The organism is Caballeronia zhejiangensis (assembly GCF_022879815.1).
GTDB classification, from domain to species: domain Bacteria; phylum Pseudomonadota; class Gammaproteobacteria; order Burkholderiales; family Burkholderiaceae; genus Caballeronia; species Caballeronia zhejiangensis.
The window spans coordinates 635,446-657,397 of the sequence record NZ_CP084287.1 but is presented as its reverse complement, the minus strand read 5'-3'; the positions used below and the strand labels follow the sequence as shown (position 1 = coordinate 657,397).

15 protein-coding genes and 2 riboswitches are annotated in these 21,952 nt (G+C 61.2%); of the genes, 8 read left to right on the top strand and 7 right to left on the bottom strand.

Annotated features, from left to right (window positions below):
- Positions 1 to 57: 57 nt before the first annotated feature.
- The 3 genes from LDZ23_RS32750 to LDZ23_RS32740 all read right to left on the bottom strand — a co-directional run bounded on the left by LDZ23_RS32750 (position 58) and on the right by LDZ23_RS32740 (position 4,846).
- Entirely contained in the window at positions 58 to 2,127 is a 2,070-nt protein-coding gene (locus LDZ23_RS32750) for a 2Fe-2S iron-sulfur cluster-binding protein (RefSeq protein ID WP_244808545.1), read from the bottom strand.
- Between the two features lie 66 nt (positions 2,128 to 2,193).
- Positions 2,194 to 2,811: a glutathione S-transferase family protein gene (locus tag LDZ23_RS32745; protein ID WP_244808544.1), complete on the bottom strand. Its 618-nt coding sequence runs from the start codon at positions 2,809 to 2,811 to the stop codon at positions 2,194 to 2,196.
- 1,138 nt (positions 2,812 to 3,949) lie between these two features.
- On the bottom strand, positions 3,950 to 4,846 hold the full coding sequence (locus LDZ23_RS32740) for a LysR family transcriptional regulator (protein ID WP_244808543.1): 897 nt from the start codon (positions 4,844 to 4,846) through the stop codon (positions 3,950 to 3,952).
- 186 nt (positions 4,847 to 5,032) lie between these two features.
- Between LDZ23_RS32740 and LDZ23_RS32735 the strand changes: the two genes are divergently transcribed.
- The 8 genes from LDZ23_RS32735 (at position 5,033) to LDZ23_RS32700 (ending at position 15,799) form a co-directional block, all read left to right on the top strand.
- Entirely contained in the window at positions 5,033 to 6,205 is a 1,173-nt protein-coding gene (locus LDZ23_RS32735) for a CaiB/BaiF CoA transferase family protein (protein ID WP_244808542.1), read from the top strand.
- Complete coding sequence (locus tag LDZ23_RS32730; protein ID WP_244808541.1) at positions 6,202 to 7,041, top strand: HTD2 family dehydratase; 840 nt, start codon at positions 6,202 to 6,204, stop codon at positions 7,039 to 7,041. Before LDZ23_RS32735 ends, LDZ23_RS32730 begins: the two co-directional genes overlap by 4 nt.
- Positions 7,042 to 7,087: 46 nt before the next feature.
- On the top strand, positions 7,088 to 8,434 hold the full coding sequence (locus LDZ23_RS32725) for an MFS transporter (RefSeq protein ID WP_244808540.1): 1,347 nt from the start codon (positions 7,088 to 7,090) through the stop codon (positions 8,432 to 8,434).
- Positions 8,435 to 8,605: 171 nt separating this feature from the next.
- On the top strand, positions 8,606 to 9,451 hold the full coding sequence (locus LDZ23_RS32720) for an HpcH/HpaI aldolase/citrate lyase family protein (protein WP_244808539.1): 846 nt from the start codon (positions 8,606 to 8,608) through the stop codon (positions 9,449 to 9,451).
- 1,082 nt (positions 9,452 to 10,533) lie between these two features.
- Complete coding sequence (locus LDZ23_RS32715; protein WP_244808538.1) at positions 10,534 to 11,814, top strand: M20/M25/M40 family metallo-hydrolase; 1,281 nt, start codon at positions 10,534 to 10,536, stop codon at positions 11,812 to 11,814.
- 70 nt (positions 11,815 to 11,884) lie between these two features.
- Positions 11,885 to 13,195: an MFS transporter gene (locus tag LDZ23_RS32710; RefSeq protein WP_244808537.1), complete on the top strand. Its 1,311-nt coding sequence runs from the start codon at positions 11,885 to 11,887 to the stop codon at positions 13,193 to 13,195.
- A gap of 70 nt (positions 13,196 to 13,265) precedes the next feature.
- Entirely contained in the window at positions 13,266 to 14,174 is a 909-nt protein-coding gene (locus LDZ23_RS32705) for a LysR family transcriptional regulator (protein ID WP_244808536.1), read from the top strand.
- Positions 14,175 to 14,194: 20 nt separating this feature from the next.
- A complete protein-coding gene (locus LDZ23_RS32700; protein WP_244808535.1) occupies positions 14,195 to 15,799 on the top strand; it encodes a gamma-glutamyltransferase family protein in 1,605 nt (534 codons plus the stop codon).
- A gap of 42 nt (positions 15,800 to 15,841) precedes the next feature.
- On the opposite strand, the gene LDZ23_RS32695 is transcribed toward LDZ23_RS32700, so the two are convergent.
- The 4 genes from LDZ23_RS32695 to LDZ23_RS32680 all read right to left on the bottom strand — a co-directional run bounded on the left by LDZ23_RS32695 (position 15,842) and on the right by LDZ23_RS32680 (position 21,744).
- A complete protein-coding gene (locus LDZ23_RS32695) occupies positions 15,842 to 17,125 on the bottom strand; it encodes a D-amino acid dehydrogenase (protein WP_244808534.1) in 1,284 nt (427 codons plus the stop codon).
- A 57-nt stretch (positions 17,126 to 17,182) separates the two neighbouring features.
- Positions 17,183 to 17,280, bottom strand: a riboswitch (glycine riboswitch).
- A 2-nt stretch (positions 17,281 to 17,282) separates the two neighbouring features.
- A riboswitch (glycine riboswitch) is annotated at positions 17,283 to 17,372 on the bottom strand.
- A gap of 672 nt (positions 17,373 to 18,044) precedes the next feature.
- Positions 18,045 to 19,343, bottom strand: coding sequence for an MFS transporter (locus tag LDZ23_RS32690; RefSeq protein WP_244808533.1), 1,299 nt, complete (start codon positions 19,341 to 19,343; stop codon positions 18,045 to 18,047).
- A gap of 71 nt (positions 19,344 to 19,414) precedes the next feature.
- Entirely contained in the window at positions 19,415 to 20,185 is a 771-nt protein-coding gene (locus LDZ23_RS32685) for an enoyl-CoA hydratase/isomerase family protein (RefSeq protein ID WP_244808532.1), read from the bottom strand.
- A gap of 50 nt (positions 20,186 to 20,235) precedes the next feature.
- Entirely contained in the window at positions 20,236 to 21,744 is a 1,509-nt protein-coding gene (locus tag LDZ23_RS32680; protein ID WP_244808531.1) for an acyl CoA:acetate/3-ketoacid CoA transferase, read from the bottom strand.
- Positions 21,745 to 21,952: the final 208 nt, after the last annotated feature.

Sequence of the window (21,952 nt, the reverse complement as noted above, 5' to 3'; positions counted from 1 at the left end):
CAATTCCTTTCTGAGGGTTAGAACTTTAGGCTAGTCGCTAAGGGAGGAGCAGTATTGTCAAACGTCGAGGAGCAGACGATCCCCACCGCCCGAGTTGGGATGGGCAGGCACGGCGCAGCAGATCAACGCCTCGTCCTCCGGCACCTTGAATTCTGGGCTTGCAGTGTAGGCCACTGCGCCTTCAACAATGCGCGTCCGGCAGCTCCCGCAACTGCCGCTCCGACAACCATAATCCGGTGCTAAGCCACGCGCTTCGGCCAGTTCCAGCAGAGATCCGGAATCTGGCTGCCAGCGCGCTTCCTTTCCTGTCCTCACGAACGCGACGGGCGTTGGCTTATCTGCCGGCGCGCGCAAGGAAACGCTCATCGTCGCATCGGTGCGCCGTTTAATGCCGGACGGACCGAAGGCTTCCAGGTGGATGCGGGCGTCTGCGACGTTGAGGTCGCGCAGCCCTTCATAAACCGACCGCATGAAACCCGCAGGCCCGCACAAATAAAAGTCGTAGTCGTCGAAGGGAAGCGTCGCGCGGAGCAAATGCATGTCGACACGTCCCGCAACGTCAAAGTCTTCGCCCTCGCGCGCGTCGCGCGGGTCCGACAGCGCGCGCACGACTTTCACTGCACCATCGGCGGAAGCCACTAGACGGCTGATCTCCTCGCTGAACGCACGGTCCTTGATTGAACGCGCCGAGTAAAAGAACCACGTTTTGCGAATTCCGCGCTTACGTAGGCCCTCGTAGACGATGTGACGTAACATGGCAAGCATGGGCGTTACACCAACACCGGCGGCAAGCAACACTGCGGGCCGGCGCTCGAGTGCGTCGACCGTGAATTGGCCGGCCGGGGCACGCGCCTCAATCACGTCGCCATTGCGCAAGGTGTCGTGCAGATATGATGAAACGCTTCCTTCTCGCTTCACGCTAATTCGGTAGAAGCCGTCCGACGGCGCACTCGACAATGTGTAATTGCGCAGGATCGGCGTGTCATCGCTCACGATACTGACGCGAATCGGCAGATGCTGACCCGCAAGGTGCGGAATCAGCCCAGCACCGTCGATCGGTTCCAAATGGAAGGACCGGATCACTGCGCTTTCGTCAACGATCTTCGCAACCCTAAACGGGCGCCATGACCGCGCGAGGTCTGACGCCCTTAGTCGGCTCGCTGCATCATCCCAACTCCCTGTCATAAGCGAGTTGGGCGACCAACCGCTCGCCCGAAACTTCCAGCGCAACGGCAACGCCCCGCGGCGGTGAATGACTCTGCGCGGCCTGAAGCGCCACAGCCTTTCAGCGCCCTGAAAAGCGGCGATCTCTGGCGACTCGAGATCGACTTCCGCGTCGCCTGCCATTTGCAGGACATCGCCGGTTTCGAAGTCGGTGAACAGCAAGCCGGCGCGGGGATTGACGACAAAATTGCCGAGCGTCGCGAAGAACAGATTGCCAGCGAAGTCAGGAATCGTCAGCACACCGTCATCGCCGATGCGCACAAACCCCGCCTTTCCCCCTCGATGCGAAACATCGACCTGGCGCGCGTCGCCATCGCCCTGATACGAGGCGACAAACAACGTGTCGGCGCTCGCGATCATGTTGCGGGCGCGGTCGTCGATGCAATCGTATTCTATCGGCGCCGTCTCCGAGAAGACATCCGGGTCCCGCACGAATTCAAAGTCGCGCAACTGGATGTATTGCGGACAGTTGCCGAAACTTTGCAAGACTTCAAGATCGAATGCGCGCGCGGCCCGCTGGCGGATCATGCCATTCAGCCGATTGCGGCGGCGGGTGTGCAACTCGATACCAAGCAGCCCGAGCGCCGCGCCATCACCGATGCCACTGGCGGCTGGGTCATTAGGATCGAACGCGGCATCGATAGAGAGGATCCGATCGGTGGGCGAACGCATGAAGCCCGGTCGCCCGCACGCGTAGGACGCCCACACGTCACCATCCTTTGCTACTGCGCCGACGACGATGAAGGGAAGTTGAGAAAAGAAGCTTCGGTGCTGTTCGGGCATGTGATCTCGGACGAAACGTCGGCCGACGCTGTCCATCTTCTGCATTACACCGACCTTTTCTTGTAGTTCTAGTTCGCCCCGATGCCAGGGCGAGCCGATTTGGCTCGATACAGAACTCACGATCTATCTCCTTGACCGATGATGCGCGTTCGATCTTGCAAGGGCCTGTCTTGCCGGCGGGAGCAGTCACGCGGCGGCGGCAAGTCCGACCGGTGTCTTCGCAAATTCGACGAAGCCCGGCAGTGCTTCGATGCGTCGAAGCCACGCATTGACGTTTGGGTAGCCAGACAGGTCCACGTTGCCCTCGGGCGCACGCGCGATGTAGCCATACAACGCGACGTCAGCGATGGTCGGTTTCGCCGTGACGAGGAAGCCGCGACCGCTCAGTTCTTCATCGATCAATTTGAGGATACGATGCGCGCGTGCGATGACTTCGTCGGCGTTGAATTTGGCACCAAACACGGTGATAAGCCGCGCGGCTGCCGGCCCAAATGCGATTTCGCCCGCTGCTACCGACAGCCAGCGCTGTACGGCGGCTTCTTCGACCGGATTCTGCGGAAGGAAATCAGTCCTGCCGGACTTGCGCGCGAGATACACCAGGATCGCGTTGGAATCGGCGATCGCCACATCTCCGTCGACGAGCACCGGAACTTGACCGAAACGGTTCAACTTCAGGAAGTCGGGGGACTTGTGTGCGCCGGCGGCAAGATCTACTTCGACGAGTTCATGCCTAATAGCAAGGAGCGAAATCAGCAGGCGGGCACGGTGTGAATGACCGGACAGCGGATGAACGTACAGTTTCATGGTCGTTTCCTTAAGTTGGCCGCAGTGGGCAGGTGAGCACCCTATCGCGCGTACTAAAAGCCCCGCGTGAAATAGGCAGAGTGATTCTTTGCCGGTCGCACGAAGCGCCCGGGTCCAATGGATATTGCTTGGTAGCCGCCGAGCCATAAAACAGCATCACACGCGGACCTGTACGCAACTGCAACACGTCGAGTGTTCTGACTTTGTGCCTCGACTCTCTCTTCCCTTTTGCATCCGAAATCGCTTGGGTGAAAGAAGGCTATTCTCAATCACCATGCGCTTTTCGGCCGTCTGTTGCCGTCCAGGTCCTCAATCGTTGGGATGCAAGAAGCCAGTCTTTTGCTTCTTTGGTAGGCGCGCGTTGGGCCATGACATAGCACGATCGCGTGATCTCAGCGCACCAAGAGTCGACAACATTTGAATTCATGCACTTCAACCAAGGCACGGCGCCCCAATCCGTGTTGTGCAGGAGCCCCAGCCCCGCACTCGCGGACCGAAGAACCGATAGTGAGACAACACATCCCCCGCCCTCCAGCATGAAAAACGCGCATTACTCAGTCTCGTGAGTCCGTCAAGATTTTGTGCCCAAGCTGAGCGATCGTCTTTCAAGAACGCACGCTAAAGAACGGGGTCAGATTTCTGAATAAGGGAGTAACCGTTGCAACCGAATTGGGTTCGCAGGTATCGACCATGCAGACTTGTGGATAGCGGACGTAATCGGTTCAAGCTTGCCCGGTAGAAGACCTCAACGGCGTGTCTGGCATCGGGGAGGCTTTCGCCTGCCCCGCCTACGGAGCGGCTCACGCTTACGCGAAAACACAAGACGCAGTTCCCGCCATTCAGCGACTTGAACATAAAACGCAAGTCGGCGTCTGAACGACGCTGTTGTCGACTCGTTCGAATTCACGATCACTACTGGACGAAGAAGACCTTCATGCATTCAGTGCGTGCGTCGGACGCCATGGTCGATGGAGTCACTAACCAATGCGGGAAAGACGATGTGACGATGGGGCCCACGCCGAATGATGGTTACCACACGCGCTCGTTCGCCCCAACGTTGCTGTCCGGTCGCCGAACCTCTTTCTGCGCTTTCCGGACTGAATCCGCTGTGTGACGGACTGGACAAGCTAGTGAGATCCTACGCGTCACTCGTCGGTTGACACAACATGTCGACCAACTTATCACGGTAGAGATTCTTCTCTGCGGGATTGCGTGGAACGCATACGTGAAGGTTTCGTTGGGACCACGGCTCAATTAGCTCGATGACCGCGACTTTCCCTTCATCCGACGCCTCAATGGCTGTTCGCGGCACGACGCCTATCCCAGCTCCCGATGAAACCAGCCGCGCAATCGCCCGATAACCGGAAACCTGCACGCGAACATCCAAGCGCCCGTCTAGCGCGCTCGCATGATTCATCAGGAATGTATGCAAAGCGGCTCCTGGTTGGAGACTTATGAAGGGCTGGCAGAGGCACTGCCTGAAGCTAATACGACTTTGCTCCGCGAGCGGATGCCCAACAGGTGCGAGCAGCACCAACTGGTCCTGCCTGTAGGGCACGAAGCGCAAGGCGGGGTGTTCAGACTCCAGCGCCACAACCCCGACGTCCGCCCGACCTGCAACGACGGCGCCGATGATGTCGTGGCTCAACCGCTCCTCGAGGGTAATGCGCACGCCTGGGAACGCGGCAAAGAATCTTGCCAGGTCATCGGGAAGATGTGAACTGATTGCGTTGTTATTCGCAAACACCGTTACGTGTTCTCTCATCCCTTCGGTGAACGGCAGGAGGTCGGCGCGCATCTGGTCAAGTTGCGCAAGACAACGTTTTGCGTGCTCGACGAGGACCTGCCCGGCGGCAGTCAGCGCGACCCCCCGAGGATGCCTGCTCAGTAGCGTCACGCCGACAGAATCCTCAAGATTCTTCACGCGAAGACTCGCCGACGATGGTGCCAAGTGGCAACGCTCGGCTCCGCGCGAAACATTGCCCTCTTCGGCGACGGCAACGAACACCTTTAGGTCGGTCAAGTCGTAGCTCATGTGTTCGTATCCGACGGCGGTAAATTCGGTTTTATAGCACGAGAGCCAACTGGCAGAAGGCGCGTTCGGTGATGTTGCAGCGCACGATTTCGGTTTTCACAAACGGTCCGTTTGGCAAATCTCACTGTAATAGCCGACCGCATTTTCCGATACTGGTAGCCATCAACGAAACGCGAGGAGGTAGCGATGGGGGCATCGGTTACGCAGGAAATCTCAGCCAAGCCGCTTGCCGGCGTGGTAGTCGTATCCATCGAACAAGCATTGGCTGCGCCGCTTTGTACGGGGCGGCTCGCGGAAATGGGCGCGCGAGTCATCAAGATTGAGCGCGCTGAGGGCGACTTTGCGCGCGGCTACGACGCAGCCGCAAACGGCCAATCTTCATACTTCGCCTGGACAAATCGAGGCAAGGAATCTGTCGTTCTTGATTTCAAGAAAACAGACGACTCCGCACTGTTGCATCGACTTATCGCCGAGGCAGACATCTTCGTTCAGAACCTCGCTCCGGGCGCTCTGGACCGGGCAGGCTTCGGCAGCGAAAAATTGCGCGAACTTCACCCGCGACTCATCACCTGCGACATCAGCGGCTATGGCACGAACAACGCCGCGAGCAACCTCAAGGCATATGACCTCCTCGTGCAGTGCGAGAGCGGTCTGGCAGGCATCACCGGCGCGCCGGATGCATGCGGTCGCATTGGTGTCTCAATCTGTGACATCGGCGCGGGGATGAACGCGACTATCGCAGTGCTGTCGGCTCTCGCCTTGCGCGCGACCACCGGCAAGGGCTCCGGCGTCTCCGTCTCTTTGTTCGATGGTGCTGCGGACTGGATGACTATCCCCTACGTACACCAAGTCTACGGAAACGGTGCGCCCACCCGGCAAGGTCTGAAGCATCCCTCAATTGCCCCGTACGGTGCATTCAAGACGAAAGACGGCGACGAAATTGTCATCAGCATTCAGAACGAGCGCGAGTGGCGACAGTTTTGCTCGGCGTTCCTTAAGCAGCCTGAGATTGCAGAGGATTCACGCTTCTCATCCAACACAGATCGGGTGCGTAATCGCGAAGCGCTGGATTTGGTGATTGCCCAAGCATTCTCCCGAGTCGACTCCAATGAAGCACTTCAACGGCTGTCCGCGGCGAACACCGCTTACGGCCAAGTCCGCTCGATTGCTCAGATGGCCGAACATCCGGCGTTGCGGACGTGGCCGATGACGGTTGATGGCGAAGAACTGCGAATGATTGCTCCGGCGGTTCGCGCCCCTTGGGATAGCCAACACTTCGATGCCGCGCCCCTGTTGGGCGAGCACACCGAACGCATTCGCTCGGAGTTCGCAACGAAACAAGTGGGAGAACTCGCATGAGCACCGTCGACATTACTAACCTGCGCGAGTGGATTGGCAAGAGCCAGTCGGACCGTGACGTACTCTCGTCCCGCCAAGCGCGGCTGATGGCAGCAACGCTCGGAATCCCTCAGTCGGACTTCGTAGACGGCACACCGTTGCCTTCACTTTGGCATTGGCTCTACTTCCTCAGTGGCGAGCCGCCTTCGGCACTTGGCCGAGACGGCCACCCCGCAAGAGGCGGTTTCTTGCCTCCCGTGCCATTGTCAAACCGTATGTGGGCCGGCGGCACGCTCGAATTCCACGGCGACTTGCCGCTGGGCGCAGAAGTGGAAAAGCGATCGAGCATCGCGTCGGTTGAGCACAAACAGGGGCGAAGTGGCGAGCTTGTTTTCGTGACAGTGCTGCATGAAGTCGTACACGAAGGCAAGGTCCTCGTGACAGAGCACCATGACATTGTCTACAAGGAAGCGTCCAAGGCCGGTGCTACGGCTGCGAAGCGGGAGATGCGCCAACCGCAGCAAACGCGTCGGGTGAAACCAGATTCGACGATGCTGTTCCGCTACTCCGCACTGACGTTCAATGGCCATCGCATTCATTACGATGCGGACTACTGCCGCGAAGTCGAAGGCTATCCAAATCTCGTGATTCACGGTCCACTGAATGCAACGCTTCTTGCCGGCTTCGCCGAAGAAGTGAGCGGACATCAGCTGAAACACTTCCGCTATCGCGGAGTGCAGCCCTCGATACTCGGTAACGAATTGGAGCTCAACGCCGCGCAAGACGGTGACCGACTCGTGGTTTGGGTGAGCTTGCCCGGCGGCGCCGTCTCGATGCGAGCTGAAGCCTCGTTCTAGATGCAAGCAAGCTTGCTTTGACGTAATTTCAAGATTGGAGACAAAGATGCACCCGAAATCCCCCCTCGGTCAGGCCGACGCCTCGACTCAATCGAAGGACTCAAAGCGTATCGAACGCCGCGCAGCAATCGCGAGCGTCATTGGCACCACGATTGAATGGTACGACTTCTTCATTTACGGCACTGCGGCGGCTCTCATTTTTCCGAAGCTTTTCTTTGCACACGGAAGCTCGGAAGGTCTCATGGAATCATTCGCCACCATTTTCGTCGGCTTTCTGTCGCGACCCTTGGGCGGAGCCATCTTCGGATACATGGGTGACCGTGTAGGCCGAAAATCGACTCTTGTCGCCACGCTCACTTTGATGGGCGTGGCCACCTTGCTCGTCGGTCTTCTGCCGACTGCGCAGCAGATTGGTCCTGCGGCGGGTTGGCTTCTCATTGCACTTCGGTTCCTCCAAGGAATTGGCGTCGGTGGGGAATGGGGTGGTGCTGTTCTGCTCTCAATGGAGAGCCATCAAGGCAAGCGCCGTGGCTTCATGGCATCGTTGCCGAATGTGGGCGTCCCTCTCGGACTGGTCATCTCCGTTCTCGTTTGGAGCGTCTGCAGCCGTTGGAGCGGCGATTCGTTGATCGAGTTCGGTTGGCGCGTTCCGTTCTATGCGAGCGGTGTGCTTCTCGTGTTCGGCCTGTTGATTCGGATGGGCGTGCCTGAAACCAAGGACTTCGTCGAAGCCAACAAGTCGGTCGACCGCAAGAAGAGCCCTATTCGCGAAGCTATCAGGACCGAGTGGAAGGCAATTCTGCTGTCGGCTCTGGTGCGCCCCGGCGAACAAGCTGCGTTCTACATGCTCACCTCGTTTGCGATGCTCTATGGGTCCAAGAATCTCGGTCTCGGCAAAGAATTCATCCTCAACGCCGTTCTGATTGCTGCAGTCGTCGCTTGTTTCGCATTGCCGTACTTTGGGCATCTGGCAGACCGCATCGGGCGTCGGAAGACTTACATGTCGGCGGCAATCTGCATGATGCTCTTCGCGTTCCCGTACTTTGCGTTGCTCAATACGAAGATTCCGCTTGCCGTCATTGCCGGTACGGTCATCATCATGGTTATTCACGCGGCGCTCTACGGGTCGCAGGCAGCCTTCATTGCTGAGTCGTTTCCCGCCAGCATTCGCTACAGCGGCGCTTCGCTTGGCTACCAAGGTGCCTCGATTATCGCCGGGGGACCCGCTCCGATGATTTCGCTGTGGCTGTTCCAGACGTTTCACTCTGCGTACGCTGTTGCGGCATTCCTTGCCTTCATGTCCTTGATTAGCGCATGGGCGGCGTTCCACCTCGGACGTCAGAAGCCCGCCGAGCAAAACTCTGTATCAGATAGCCTCAAAGTCGCACACTAACGAAGTAAATCGCTGTGCCGCGTCGGTTTCGAAGAGGAACTCCCACGCTCTGCAGACCGACGCTTTCTGATGCTTTATTAGAAGGCCTCGTTCGTCAATTCAGGAGGCACTACCAACTTCGTTCCTCGATTTTCTAACTCGCGCGTGAGTCAGCTTCCACAAGGAATTGCCATGTATCCGAAAACGTATCTCTTCGTTCCCGGTAATCGACCGGAAAGATTCGACAAGGCGTGCGCAGCCGGCGCTGACGCCGTCATCCTTGACCTCGAAGACGCCGTGCCACCCGAAGCAAAAGCCCAGGCGCGCGAAGCCGTTGTAAAGTGGCTCAAGAATGGCGGCAGCGCATACGCGCGAATCAATGCGGCCGATACGACGTGGTATCAGGGTGACATCGAAGCTCTTCTCGGTTGCCCGGCCCTTCGCGGCATCATCGTTCCAAAAGCTGAGCGAGTCGACGTGCTGGCGAACCTGTCGAAAATGCTTTCCGACCACATCGAATTGCTGCCTCTCATTGAGACGGCGGCAGCCTTTGATGACCTTAAGGCTTTGGCAAGGACGCCGAAGGTCGAACGATTGATGTTCGGCACAATCGATTTTCAGGTCGATACGGGCATAAAAGGCGACGGCGACGAACTCGTCTACTTCCGTTCGCAACTGACCCTCGCATCACGGATCGCAGGCATCGCCGCCCCGGTCGATGGAGTGACACCGGCCATCGACGATGCCGAACTGCTTCGGCAAGACACGATTCGTGCGCGCAACCTCGGTTTTCGAGGAAAGCTGTGTATTCACCCGAAGCAACTAGCACCCGTTCACGCGGCGTTCCTGCCCTCTCAGGAGGAGTTCAGGTGGGCGCAACGAGTGATAGGCGCTGTCCAGGAAGGCGACGGTTCCGCGATTAGTGTCGACGGAAAGATGGTAGATGCGCCGGTAATTGCGAAAGCGAATGACATCTTGAACAACCCTCCCGCAGAACGCCCTAGCTCATCCGAAGTTGTCGACCCCCGGCCTCTATAGGATGGACTCAGTCTTCGTTTTACATGCTTCGACTATGAAACGGGTCGTGGTATCTTTGCGACGCTTCTTTAAGAGTCTCAATACGCCGTCCGATCCTGCGTTGCCATCAGCACCGACCTTTCAGTCGACCTTCCCGCAAATCGTAGTAGCACCCACCCCGCTTCTCATCCAACGGCTCGAAGCCCTGAAGCAGGGCATGGCCAGGCAGCGGACACTGTCCTAGTCTTGACAATCGTAGTATCAGCATGGTTTTAAGCCTCGCTTGTGTCCGGATCGGCGCAGCAAGCGCATCGATCAATCGTCGGGTCAGTTTGCCGACGCGTTTAAAACGCAGCTATCAAGATAACTACCATTATTTTGATACACGGATTTCTAACCACAACTCGTCTTTTACGAATCGCGAAGCGCCCTTCTCGCTCATTGCGTCGCCGCATCCCCTTGCTCCTTCCTGGAACGCGCAAGCGATCTGCCTCTCTGAGCGACGAAAGGAAGTCAGCAGGCAGCGCGTCGTCGACTGTTCCGCCAATCGGCCTTTGCGGACTTTGACGCTGATCGCGTTCGACGTCGGCAGCCAAGCGGATCGCGGACGTTGCCAGTGTCTCACGCAGGACCGCGATTAGCTGGGTCAGCGAATTCACACTTACGACCCACTTCCGCCGTTGGACCGGAGCCAGTCCAGTAGCTGCTTCGAAGGGTCGAACGGCCGCCTGCTGCAATGCCATTGCAAATCCGGAGACCGTCGCTCACACGGTCGCAAGGTTTTTACAAAGGCGCGGCGCTTAGGGTACTCATTTACCTTGCCACCAAGGAGGCGAGGATCGACGACGGTATCCGGGCTCTCACCCTTCGCGTTCGTTCAACTGTGCCTCCGCCGCAAGAGGCTGTCGCATATCAGGGTCGATCCCAGAGATAACTTGTCGAATTGGACTAATCGCGTTCAAACAAGTCCGGACGCAGTTAAGTTTTACTTATACCCGCTCCTTTTTGTCTAATTCGACGCGGCTAAATCGGCCACGGACCATGGATTCATGCCCGACGCGCCTGTGCGCGCCGGAAACGCAGCGAATCCACGGAGGTCATCCATGCCAGCCGACGTTCTCGTCGCCCGCAGCGCCGAAGTATCTGACCAGCGACGCGCCCTTGCGCGCGCCGTCGCCACAAGCAGTCAGGAAGTCGTCGATCTGGCGCGTGCGCTGGTCGCGGAGCCGAGCCCGTATCCGCCCGGCGACACGCACGCCGTCGCGCGGCGCATCGAGGCCATGCTGGCGGGCAGCGGCGTCGAGATCACGCGATACGGCACCCTGCCGCACGTGATGAACCTCGTCGTGCGGGTGCGCGGCACGCGGCCCGGCCGGCGGCTCGTCTTCAACGGCCATCTCGATACCTTCCCCCTCGTCGATGCGGATCGCTGGGGCGCCGACCCGAACGGTGAGGCCCGCGACGGCAAGCTCTACGGCCTGGGCGTCTCCGACATGAAAGGGGGCATCGCGGCGATCGTGTTCGCGCTGCGCCACCTCGCCTCACTGCGCGACACGCTGCCGGGCGAAGTCGTCGCGACCTTCGTCGGCGACGAGGAGAGCATGGGCACCGAGGGCGCGGGCTATCTGCTCAAGCACGTGCCCGAAGCCTCCGGCGACGCGATGATCAGCGCCGACACCGGCTCGCCCGCCGTCCTGCGCTTTGGCGAGAAAGGCATGATCTGGCTGCGGCTGGACGCGTCCGGCAAATCGGCGCATGCGGCCCACGTTCACCGCGGCATCAGCGCGATCGAGCGGCTGCTTGACGCCATTCAGGATCTGAAGACACTTCGCGATCATCCCGTCGATGCACCCGCCGACGTACTCGCCGCGATCGAACACGCAGGCCCCGTATCCGAGGAGCTGTCCGGCCGCGGCGAAAGCGACGTGCTGCGGCGCGTGACGGTCACCTTCGGCACGGTTCAGGGCGGCCGCCTGTCGAATCTCGTCGCGGATCACGCGTGCGCCACCGCCGACATTCGCCTCCCGGTCGGCGTGAGCGTCGCGCAGATCGAGGCACGCATCAAAGCGATCGTCGCGGGGCACGAGGGCGTCAGCGTCGAAATCACACGGCGCTACGATCCGAACTGGACCTCGCCCGATCACGAAATTGTGCAGCTCGTGCGCCGCAACTGTGCGGCGCGGCTCGGCGTCGAGCCGGTCGTCAACATGCGCGTGGGCGCATCGGACGCGCGGCACTACCGCATGCACGGCGTGCCTACCGTGGTCTGCGGACTCACCGCGCACAACATGGGCTCGTTCAACGAGCACGTCCACATCGACGAGCTGCGCGCGCTCGGCGAGATCTATGCCCTCACCGCCTTCGACTACCTGCACGACGTCTGACCGGCCCGTCCGGCTTTCGTATCGCGTTTCGCGTCAACTTCCACACGTCGTATCGACCAGGGAAAACGCCATGTCACACGACCTGAGTATCAGCCGCGAGCAGCGCGGCAAGTTCCGGCGCATTCTGGCCTCTGCGCTCGTCGGCAACATGCTCGAGTTCTACGATCTCTTCATCTACGGCTTTCTCGCCGCCATCCTGGCGAAGGCGTTTTTCCCGACGGGCGACCCCTACACGTCGATGCTCGCCACCGCCGCGACCTTTGGCATCAGCTACTTCATCCGGCCGCTCGGCGCGGTCGTGATCGGCGGATACGCTGACCGGCACGGCCGCAAGTCCGCGATGATGCTGACCATCTGGCTCATGGCGCTCGGCACGCTCGTCATCGCCTGCGCGCCTTCGTATGCGATGCTCGGCGCCGGCGGCACGCTGATCCTCGTATTGGGCAAGTTACTGCAAGGCTTCTCGGCGGGCGGCGAGTTCGGCTCGACGGTCTCGTTCGTCACCGAGCACGCGCCGCGCGGCATGAAGGGCTATTTCGCGAGCTATCAGGTGGTCGGCATCGGGCTCGCGACGGGACTCGCGAGCATCGTCGGCCTCGGCACGACACGCCTGATGACGCCTGACACGCTGCTCTCGTGGGGTTGGCGCGTGCCGTTCATCATCGGCCTCGCGATCGTGCCGTTCGGCTACTGGATTCGCCGCCGCGTCGACGAAACGCCTGAGTTCGAAGCGAGCCGGCACGAGCACAGTCCGCTGCGCGAGACGCTCGCGACCGCCAAGGCGCGCATCGCGGCGGCGATCGGGCTGTACTCGCTCGCCGCGTCGACGAACTATCTGCTGGGCGTCTTCATCCCGCTCTATGCGCAGAAGGTGCTCGGCCTATCCCCGGCCGATTCGATGCTCGGCGCGATCGGCTATTCGGTCGCGCAGATCTTCCTGCCGCCCGTGTTTGGCGCGCTGTCGGACCGCGTGGGACGGCTCGCGCTCATCACGGCGGGCACGCTGCTGACGGTCGCGCTCACGATGCCGGCGTTCCATCTGATGGTCGCGCAACCCACGGTCGGCGTGTACGTGCTCTGCATCACCGGCCTCACCGCCTGCGTCATGGTGTTCCAGGGCGCGATGCCCGCGTTCGTCGCGGAACTGTTTCCGCACGGCACGCGCACGACCTGCATCGCGATCGTTCACAACCTGACTTTCGCGGTCTTCGGCGGCCTCTCGCTGATGATCTGCACGTGGATCGCCAACGAGACCGGCAGCAAGTTCGTGCCCGCGTGGTACGTGATGGTCACCGCCGTGGTCGCGCTTACCTGTATCCTCTGGTTCAGGTTGCGCTATCAGCCTGCGCGCATCGAGGAGAACGCGCTGAACAACGCGTGAGCGTCGCGCCGGTCTTGCCGCGCACGCCGGCTCGCCCGGCCTGGCCCAATCCGACCGGAAAAAACATTCGATGAGACTCAGGCACATAGAGGTGGTCAACGCGATCCGCGTCACGGGCACACTCAAGGCCGCCGCCGCGCTGCTGTCGCTCACGCAGCCGGCGGTCACGCAGATACTGCAGAGCGCGGAGCGCCAGCTGGGCTACGCGCTCTTCGAGCGCACGCGCGGCAAGCTGGTTCCGACGCGCGAGGCCCAGCGCCTCTTTCCCGAGATCATGAAGCTCGACGAGCAGTTGCACGCGGTGCAGCGGCTCGCCGACAACCTGCGCGGCGGCACCGACGAATCGTCGATCCGCGTGTTGGCCGCACCGGCGCTCGCGCAGACCGTCGTCGCCGATGCGGCGCTAGCGTTCGCGGCGATGCATCCGAACGTGAAGCTCTCCGTGCGATCCGACTACTCCGCGACCGCGGTCGCGAACATCGCGCTGATGGACGCGGATGTCGGCGTGCTCTATCACAGCGTCGCGCATCCGGCGATCCGCGAGATCGAACTGGCCTCGAGCCGGCTCGTGTGCGTGGGTCATCCCGACGTGCTCGACGACACCGCGCCAATCGATCTCGCGGCCTTCGACGGGCGTGAGATCCTCGGCCCCGACCCCGACGATCCGGTCGGCCGCCTGCTCAACAAGCGATTCGAGGAGCACGCGCTCGACGTGCGCACGACCCTCACGGCGCAGTCGTATCACTCGCTCATCGCGCTTGCCGCGCGCTCGCGGCTCGTCACGATCGTCGACGAATTCTCGGCGCTTTCCGCCCGCGCGTTCGGCCTGAACGTCGCGCCGCTCGCGCCGGAGATCGCGATTCCGGTCGTCGCAAGTCTCGCGATCAGCGGCGAGCGTTCGGCGCTCGTCAATCAGTTCGTGCAGATGTGCAAGAAAATCATGCGCGCGCAGATGAAGCCGCGCGCCGTTCAATCCTGAACCTTCCCGACACCCGAGCCATGACCATTCAGACCTTCAATCCGTCGCGCGCCACGCGCGGCATGGCGGTCGCGCCGCACTCGCTCGCCTCGCAGAGCGCGCTCGCCGTGCTGCGCGAAGGCGGCAACGCCGTCGAAGCGATGATCGCCGCTGCCGCGACCATCGCGGTCGTCTATCCGCACATGAACGGCATCGGCGGCGACGGCTTCTGGCTGGTCTCGCGGCCGGGCGCCGAACCCGTCGGCATCGAAGCGTGCGGCGCGGCGGCGGCGGCGGCGACGATCGAGCGGTATCGCGGGCTCGGGCTGGAGCGCATTCCGCATCGCGGGCCGCTTGCCGCGAATACGGTTGCGGGTACGGTATCGGGCTGGCATGCGGCGTTCGAGTGGTCGCGCACGACGCTGGGCGGACGGCTGCCGTTGTCGCGGCTGCTGGACGATGCAATCGACTATGCGACGCACGGCGTGCCCGTCACGGAAAGTCAGGCGCGCTGCATCGCCGCCAAGCGCGATGAACTCGAAAGCTTGCCCAGCTTCGCGGACACCTTCATGCCCGCGCCCTTGCAGGCTGGCGATCGCTTCACGCAGCCGCGCATGGCCGCGACGCTTACGCAACTCGTGCGCAACGGGCTCGACGATTTCTATCGCGGCGATCTCGCGCGCAGCATGGTGGCGGAATTGAGCGCGCTGGGAAGCCCGCTCGCGGCCGGCGATCTCGAACGTCACCACGCGCGGATCGTGACGCCGCTCGCCCTCGCCCATTCGCTCGGCACCGTCTACAACATGCCGCCGCCGACGCAAGGCATTGTGTCGCTCATCATCGTCGGATTGCTGGACCGTGTGCTGCGCGACGACATGGACCCGCTTGGCCCGGCGTATGTTCACGCGTGCGTCGAGGCGACGAAGCTCGCGTTCGCGATCCGCGATGCGCACGTCACCGATCCCGATCACATGGACGTCGATCCGCAGGCGCTGCTTGCGCCCGAACGTCTCGACGAGCTCGCCGCGCAAATCTCGATGGATCGCGCCGCGCCGTGGGGCAACGGCCTCGGCCCCGCCGACACGGTATGGCTCGGCGTCATCGACGGCGATGGCGTTGCCGTGAGCTTCATCCAGAGCATCTATCACGAGTTCGGCAGCGGGATCGTGCTGCCTTCGTCGGGCGTGAACTGGCAGAACCGCGGCTGCAGCTTTTCGCTCGACGCAGCCTCGCGCAATCCGCTGATGCCGGGACGCCGGCCGTTCCACACGCTGAATCCCGCGCTCGCGCGTTTCGCCGACGGTCGCGTGATGGTCTACGGCAACATGGGCGGCGACGGTCAGCCGCAATCGCAGAGCGCGGTGTTCACCCGAATCGCGCGGTACGGATGGAATCCGCAGACGGCCATCGATGCGCCGCGCTGGCTGCTCGGCCGGACATGGGGACAGGCGAGCGACTCGCTCAAGCTCGAAGCGCGCTTCGGCGAAGAGACCGCCGCTGCGCTCCGAAGCCTCGGCCACGAAGTCGATGTGCTGCTGCCCTACGACGAAACGATGGGCCATGCGGGCGCGATCATCCGTTATCCGAACGGATGTTTCGAAGGCGGACACGATCCGCGCAGCGACGGTGCGGCGATCGGCTGGTAACGCGCGTTCCCCGCTTGATGTTTCAAGCGGGGAACGCGCCGCTCAGAGCAGCGCTTCGCTGCGCGCCATGCTTGCCGACGGCGCAGCAGCGACCTGAACCGGTTTTCCCGGCCACTTCCGCAGCACGGCTTCCGCGACGAGTTCCGCCGTCGCCGCCGAAAGCGTCCATCCGAGATGCCCGTGCCCGGTGTTGTAGAACACGCCGGGACGCCTGCCCTGCCCGACCTTCGGCAGCATGCTCGGCAACATCGGGCGCAGGCCACTCCACGGAATCACGCGCGCGGTCGACACTTCAGGAAAGTAACGCCGCGTCCATTCGACCAACGGCGCGATGCGGTCCGCGCGGATGTCGCGGTTGAAGCCGTTCAGCTCCGCCGTGCCCGCCACGCGGAATCGATCCGCGCCGAGACGGCTCGTGACGATCTTCGCGCGGTCGTCGAGCAGGCTGACCCACGGCGCGTTCTCGCGGCTGCGCGCATCGTCGAGACAGACGGTGATCGAATAGCCTTTGACTGGATAAACGTTGACGTGATCGCCGGCCATCGAGGCGAACGCCCGGCTGCCCACGCCCGCGCAGATCACGATGCCGTCGAACTGAAGCACGCTTTCTTCGCCCGCCTGCTCGACCCTCAGCGCAATGCGGCCCGCCTCATCATCGAACGATTTCACCGACGTCTCATAGCGGAACTCGACGCCGTAACGCACGCATGCATCGGCGAGACCGCGCGTGAACTTGTGGATGTCGCCGGTCGAATCGGAGGGCGTGAAGAAGCCCGCATGAAAATTGCCCTTCAGCGTCGGCTCGATCGACGCGATTTCCTTAGCTGTTACCGCATGGCGCGCAAGGCCCGCGCCGTTGAGAATCTCGTTCACCTTCGACGCGGCCTCGAACTCCGTGCGGGTAGCGTAGAAATGCAGGATGCCGCGCCGCTCCAGATCGAAGTCGATGCGCTCCGTCTCCGCGATGCGGAACAGATGCTCGCGCGCCGCGAGCGCGAGGCGCACGGTCTCGGCCGTGTTGGCCCGATAGTTCGGAATCTGCCGCAGGAATTCGCCCATCCAGCTGTACTTGTGCCAGCCGGGGCGCGGATTCATCAGCAAGGGCGCGTCGCGCGTGAACATCCACTTGAGACCTTTCAGCACGGTCGCGCGGCTGTTCCAGACTTCCGCGTTGCTGGCGGAGAGTTGCCCGCCGTTGGCGAAGGAGGTTTCCATCGCGGCATAGCGATGACGTTCGAGCACGGTGACGCGAAGGCCGCGCTGCGCGAGGGCGTACGCGCTCGTGACGCCGGTGATCCCGGCGCCGATGATGGCGATTCGTGACATGACATGGTCCAGTTTTCGTTGAGCATCGCCGGCCGTCCATAGCCGGCACCGATGCCCCATCTGTCCATGTACCTGAGAGTTTCGCCCGCGCGCCGTGCATTGCTGCCGGCCGGGGCTCCCCTTCGGTGGGCGCGCATGGCGCCGCTCTCCAGATGTTCCGGCGCACACGGTCCTTTTTGCCTGAGAGTTTCCGGGGCGGTTGCTCCGTCGGCGTCGTCGCGGGGACGAGCTCTTCCGTGGCGCGTTGTCGAACACCTCGACGATACCCATCCGAAATGCGCGTGGCAAGCCTTTCTTTCCTTGGTCCTTCCCCCGGAATTTACTCTCGGAAAGACACGACTCGCCCGAATTTGAGAGGTTGGTCGGGGCTTCAGTGCCTGCATGACGCGCAGCCACTGTTTATATCTCTGTGGACGGCGCGTGTGGCGGGCTGTGGTTGCCGGAGTTTTTCACAATCGCACCTGCGCCCGTCATCGCGGCCCGGCGCCATGAGCAACCAATGAACGGCACGGTGATCGTTGACCTGCGCCCCTCCTCTGCCGCTCCACCGTTGCGATTTCGATGGCTGCTTCCAACGCTCGAGCTATCGCTGGCGACAATGCCGTTGCCAACCATCCAGGGAGCCGTCGCGCGACGGATCGCTACGGTTTTCCCAAAGGCGAAAAGCCAAGCGGCCTCACATCTTGCCGCGTCAGCGGTGAGGATCGACAAAGGTAGCCAGGCAGCCTCATCGGAACGCCGGCGCGCATGGCCGCTGCATTGCGTGCCATGGCTGCATGAAACATGTCCCGTGCAGCCTTTCGTCGTTTAACCTAAGTGGGAGCCGGCCGGATCTTCCTCCCGCTACGAATGAGAGACTTGCCATCGCCGCCTCCCGAAGCTCGGCGAGCAACTGAAAGGCGCGTCAAAGCGGCTGACTTCAACTATGGGCGGTCGGCGTGAGTTGCGCAATGTCGACGGGCTTGCCCGACGAGCGGATGACACGCATTACGATCCACGCCAAAAGATAGGCCGAACCACAGACGACGAACAGCACGTTGTAGCCTGCATTGATGTGGCCGAGCATCTTGAAATGGTCCAGCACTGCGCCAACAAGCAGCGGGAAAAGCGTCGCGCCCAACGCACCGGCCAAGCCACCAATCCCAACAACGGAACCGACTGCTGCCTTCGGGAACATGTCAGATGCGGTGGTGAAAAGGTTTGCCGACCATGCCTGGTGCGAGGCTGCCGCCAAACTCAACAGGCCAACCATCGCCCACATGTTGTCGATGAACGGCGAGAATGCGATCGGCATAACAAGGAACGCAAAGACAAGCATGGTAGTTTGTCGCGCCTTCGTCACAGACCAGCCGCGCTGAATCAGCTTGGACGAGATGAAACCACCGCCAATGCTACCTATTGAAGTTGCGACATATACCATCACCAGCGGAAGGCCGAGGTTCTTCAGATCGAGGTGAAAGCGCGAGTTGAAATACGACGGCAGCCAGAAGAGCATGAACCACCAAATCGGGTCGGTCAGCAGCTTACCGGCGAAGAAGGCCCATGTCGGACGCAGCTTGAGCAACGTGAACCAGCTTACCTTTTGGGTCGCGGGAGCAGAAGCCGAATCCTCGCTGATGTAGGTTAGTTCGGCTTCATTGATCTTGGCGTGCTTTGCCGGCACCTGATACATGAAGTACCAGAAGGCCAGCCAGATGAATCCCGTCATGCCGGTGATGAAGAACGCGGCCTCCCAGCCGTACGTTGCAGCCAGCCACGGCACGGTGGCCGGTGCCGCCACCGCTCCGATACTAGTGCCGGAAGTCAGGATTCCCACCGCAAGTGCCTGCTCTTTGCGCGGGAACCACTCCGACACGCTCTTCACTGCGCAGGGGAAGCTGCCAGATTCCGAGATGCCAAGCAGGGCGCGCATGACGCCAAAGCCCAGCGTGCTGCGCACGAGCGCATGCCCGCAGGCAGCGATACTCCAAACCAATACGCACACGCCGTAACCGATCTTGACGCCGAACTTATCGACCATCTTGCCAGAAAGCACCATGCCGATTGCATAGCAAGCCGTGAACACCATGACGATGTAGCTGTATTGCGTTTCGGTCCAGTTGAACGTGACGGCAAGCTCGGGCTTGAGCAGGCCCAGCACCTGACGGTCCAGGTAATTAATCGTGGTTGCGAAGAAAAGCAGCGCGCAGATGCGCCACCGAATAGATGTACGGTCCATGAGCGACTCCTGTCTCCTGAGGTGCTTGATCCGCTGATGCGGCTTACATCACTGCGTGATGGATTTGAGATTTAACGGAAAGATGCATGGCGCTTTTCGCGGAATGCCGCGACGCCTTCAATTGCATCGGGCGACGCCTTGCATACCGATGCGGCGAGTTCGTGAGCGTAATCGTGCTGGCCCGTCTCCATCATGCGGATAAGCCGTTTGCCCACGGACAGAGACGTCCTTGATCGTTTGATGAGCGTCTCGCAGACGACATTGACGCGGCTGCGTAGCTGATCCGCTTCGACAGCTTCGTTGACCACGCCCCACGCGACAGCGGTTTCGGCGGAGATCGGTTCACCGAGCAGGATCAACTCGCGCGTGCGGGTTGCGCCGACGAGTTCGGAAAGCCGCGAGCAGCCCATCCATCCGGGGATGGCGCCCACCGACGCTTCGGGAAAGCCAACCTTGGCCTGGGTGCTTGCGTAGCGCAGGTCGCACGTCAGCGCGAGTTCGAATCCGCCACCGAGCGCGCTGGCAGAAAGGACAGCGATCGTCGGTTTGTCGAGTTCCGCGATTCGACGGAACACACGGTTGCCTTCCCGAATGAAACGGGTGCCCATCTTTTGCGAATCGATGTCGCCCCACTCGTTGATATCTGCGCCGCTGCAGAAGAAGCGCGGACTGGTGGTTTCGATCTTCAGCACGCGGATTTCATCGTTGCGCTCGACGTCCGCCACGGCACGGTCGATGTCATCCAGCATTTGTAACGTCAGCGCGTTATGTCGCGAAGCGCGGTTCAGCGTGATGGTGGCGATGCTACCTTTGGCTTCGTAGAGAATGTCAGTGTCAGACATGAAGAACCTCTTCTTCCCGAGAATCGAATGTGAGCGGTAGTTGAGCGGCGTTAGTGAGCCGGAGCGTTTTCGAGCAGACGCTCATCGATAAGCGGCGTGAACTCCATGCGCGAGAGCACGTCGCGGTGCATGTCGAGGCCCTTGGCGACTTCGACGAGGCACACGCCGAGCGCATCAAGCCGGAACACCGCTCGCTCCGTGATGTAGAAGACTTCCTTGCCGTCCAGACGCGCCTGCACGCCACTGAACGTCACGTGTCGCACCTTCCTTACGGCCTTCGGCACCGATCCCGGCGAGAGGATTTCGAGCGCGTCGCCTTTGCGCTCCACGCGCAGCCCCTTGGCCTCGAACGCGCCACAGAAAACAAGCTTTTTCGCGCCCTGTGCGATGTCCATGAATCCGCCTGGGCCGACGACCGTGGAACCGAGCTTCGAAACGTTCACATTGCCTTCTTCGTCAAATTCGCCCATGCCGAGGAAGGTCACGTCGATACCGCCGCCGCTGTACCAGTCGAATTGATCGACGCTCGGCATGATGGCGTCGGCGTTACGCGCCGTACCGAACATCGAGCCATCAAGCATCGCGCCACGGTGGATACCCTGTTCAACGGAACCCCAGTACTCGTCGCCGCGACCTTGGGACGCCAGAACTGCCGGGATGGCGCCCGGGAAGCCAAAACCGAAATTCACGGATTGATTGGAGCCAAGTTCCTGCGCAGCGCGCTCGGCCACGATAAGGCGCATGCCATCGGGCATCTCAATCTCAGGCGTCTCGCCGAGCTTTTCGCCGCTCAACGTTGCGTCGTATTCGCTGACTTGGCACTGACGTTGCGTCGGCATCTCGACGGTGAAATCGACCATGACGCCGGGCACACGGACGAGACGCGCGGGCACATGGGAGCGCGGCCGCGATTTGACCTGAGCGATGACTTTGCCGCCGCTGTTGTGGGCGGCCAGCGCGACGGCGTAAATATCGAGGTCTGCCGGTTCGTGGCGGGTCGAAAGATTGCCTCTGTCGTCAGCGCTCGACGCCATGACGATCGAGAAGTCGATCTTGAGGGGCTTGTAGCGGAGATACTCCTTACCGTCGATTTCGATCAGTTCCACCAGGTTTTCGGTGGTCGCTGCATTCAGTTTGCCGCCATCCAGACGCGGATCGACGAAGGTTCTGAGACCAACACGCGTGATCACGCCCGGCCGACCCGCGCCAATCTCCCGAAACAGGGTCGCAATCACGCCACCGGGAAAACTGTAGCCTTCGATCTCGCCGTTGTGAGCCAGCTTCTGCATCGCAGAGGACCACACCCAGTGCCCGCCGATCACGCGCTTAACTAAGCCAGCGTGGGCCAGCCGTCCGAGGCCACTGCCTTGGCCGTCACCGACGCCGAGCGCGTGAACGACCGTCAGGTTACGCGGATGACCCGTTTTAAGAAAGCGCGCTTCAATCGCCGCGAGGATGGCGTCCGGCTCAAGCAGGCCGCCGCCTGAGCCGGTGATCGCGATCGTCGCACCGTCAAAGATCGAAGCCGCAACCGCCTTTGCATTGGTCCACTTGTTCACATCGCCTCCTGTGCTAATCTGCGAATTACTTAGTACCGAACCATATCGTTACTTGTGGCGCATGGTAGAACAGAGAAAAGCGACGTTCAAGAGTGAAAGACCCGAAATCGGGTTTACGATAACGAGGGCGTGGAAAGCTGCCCGTCCGCCGTGATTGCAACGTGCAGGTGTTGTCAGTTACCGTTTAACTTTAGATTTGACCCATAGA

Excerpts from the sequence above, each read along its gene's own strand:
- LDZ23_RS32690 (WP_244808533.1), bottom strand. The coding sequence starts at position 19,343 with ATGGACCGTACATCTATTCGGTGGCGCATCTGCGCGCTGCTTTTCTTC.
- LDZ23_RS32705 (WP_244808536.1), top strand. The coding sequence starts at position 13,266 with ATGAGACTCAGGCACATAGAGGTGGTCAACGCGATCCGCGTCACGGGC.
- LDZ23_RS32745 (WP_244808544.1), bottom strand. The coding sequence starts at position 2,811 with ATGAAACTGTACGTTCATCCGCTGTCCGGTCATTCACACCGTGCCCGC.
- LDZ23_RS32700 (WP_244808535.1), top strand. The coding sequence starts at position 14,195 with ATGACCATTCAGACCTTCAATCCGTCGCGCGCCACGCGCGGCATGGCG.
- LDZ23_RS32715 (WP_244808538.1), top strand. The coding sequence starts at position 10,534 with ATGCCAGCCGACGTTCTCGTCGCCCGCAGCGCCGAAGTATCTGACCAG.
- LDZ23_RS32740 (WP_244808543.1), bottom strand. The coding sequence starts at position 4,846 with ATGAGCTACGACTTGACCGACCTAAAGGTGTTCGTTGCCGTCGCCGAA.
- LDZ23_RS32710 (WP_244808537.1), top strand. The coding sequence starts at position 11,885 with ATGTCACACGACCTGAGTATCAGCCGCGAGCAGCGCGGCAAGTTCCGG.
- LDZ23_RS32685 (WP_244808532.1), bottom strand. The coding sequence starts at position 20,185 with ATGTCTGACACTGACATTCTCTACGAAGCCAAAGGTAGCATCGCCACC.
- LDZ23_RS32695 (WP_244808534.1), bottom strand. The coding sequence starts at position 17,125 with ATGTCACGAATCGCCATCATCGGCGCCGGGATCACCGGCGTCACGAGC.
- LDZ23_RS32720 (WP_244808539.1), top strand. The coding sequence starts at position 8,606 with ATGTATCCGAAAACGTATCTCTTCGTTCCCGGTAATCGACCGGAAAGA.
- LDZ23_RS32725 (WP_244808540.1), top strand. The coding sequence starts at position 7,088 with ATGCACCCGAAATCCCCCCTCGGTCAGGCCGACGCCTCGACTCAATCG.
- LDZ23_RS32735 (WP_244808542.1), top strand. The coding sequence starts at position 5,033 with ATGGGGGCATCGGTTACGCAGGAAATCTCAGCCAAGCCGCTTGCCGGC.
- LDZ23_RS32730 (WP_244808541.1), top strand. The coding sequence starts at position 6,202 with ATGAGCACCGTCGACATTACTAACCTGCGCGAGTGGATTGGCAAGAGC.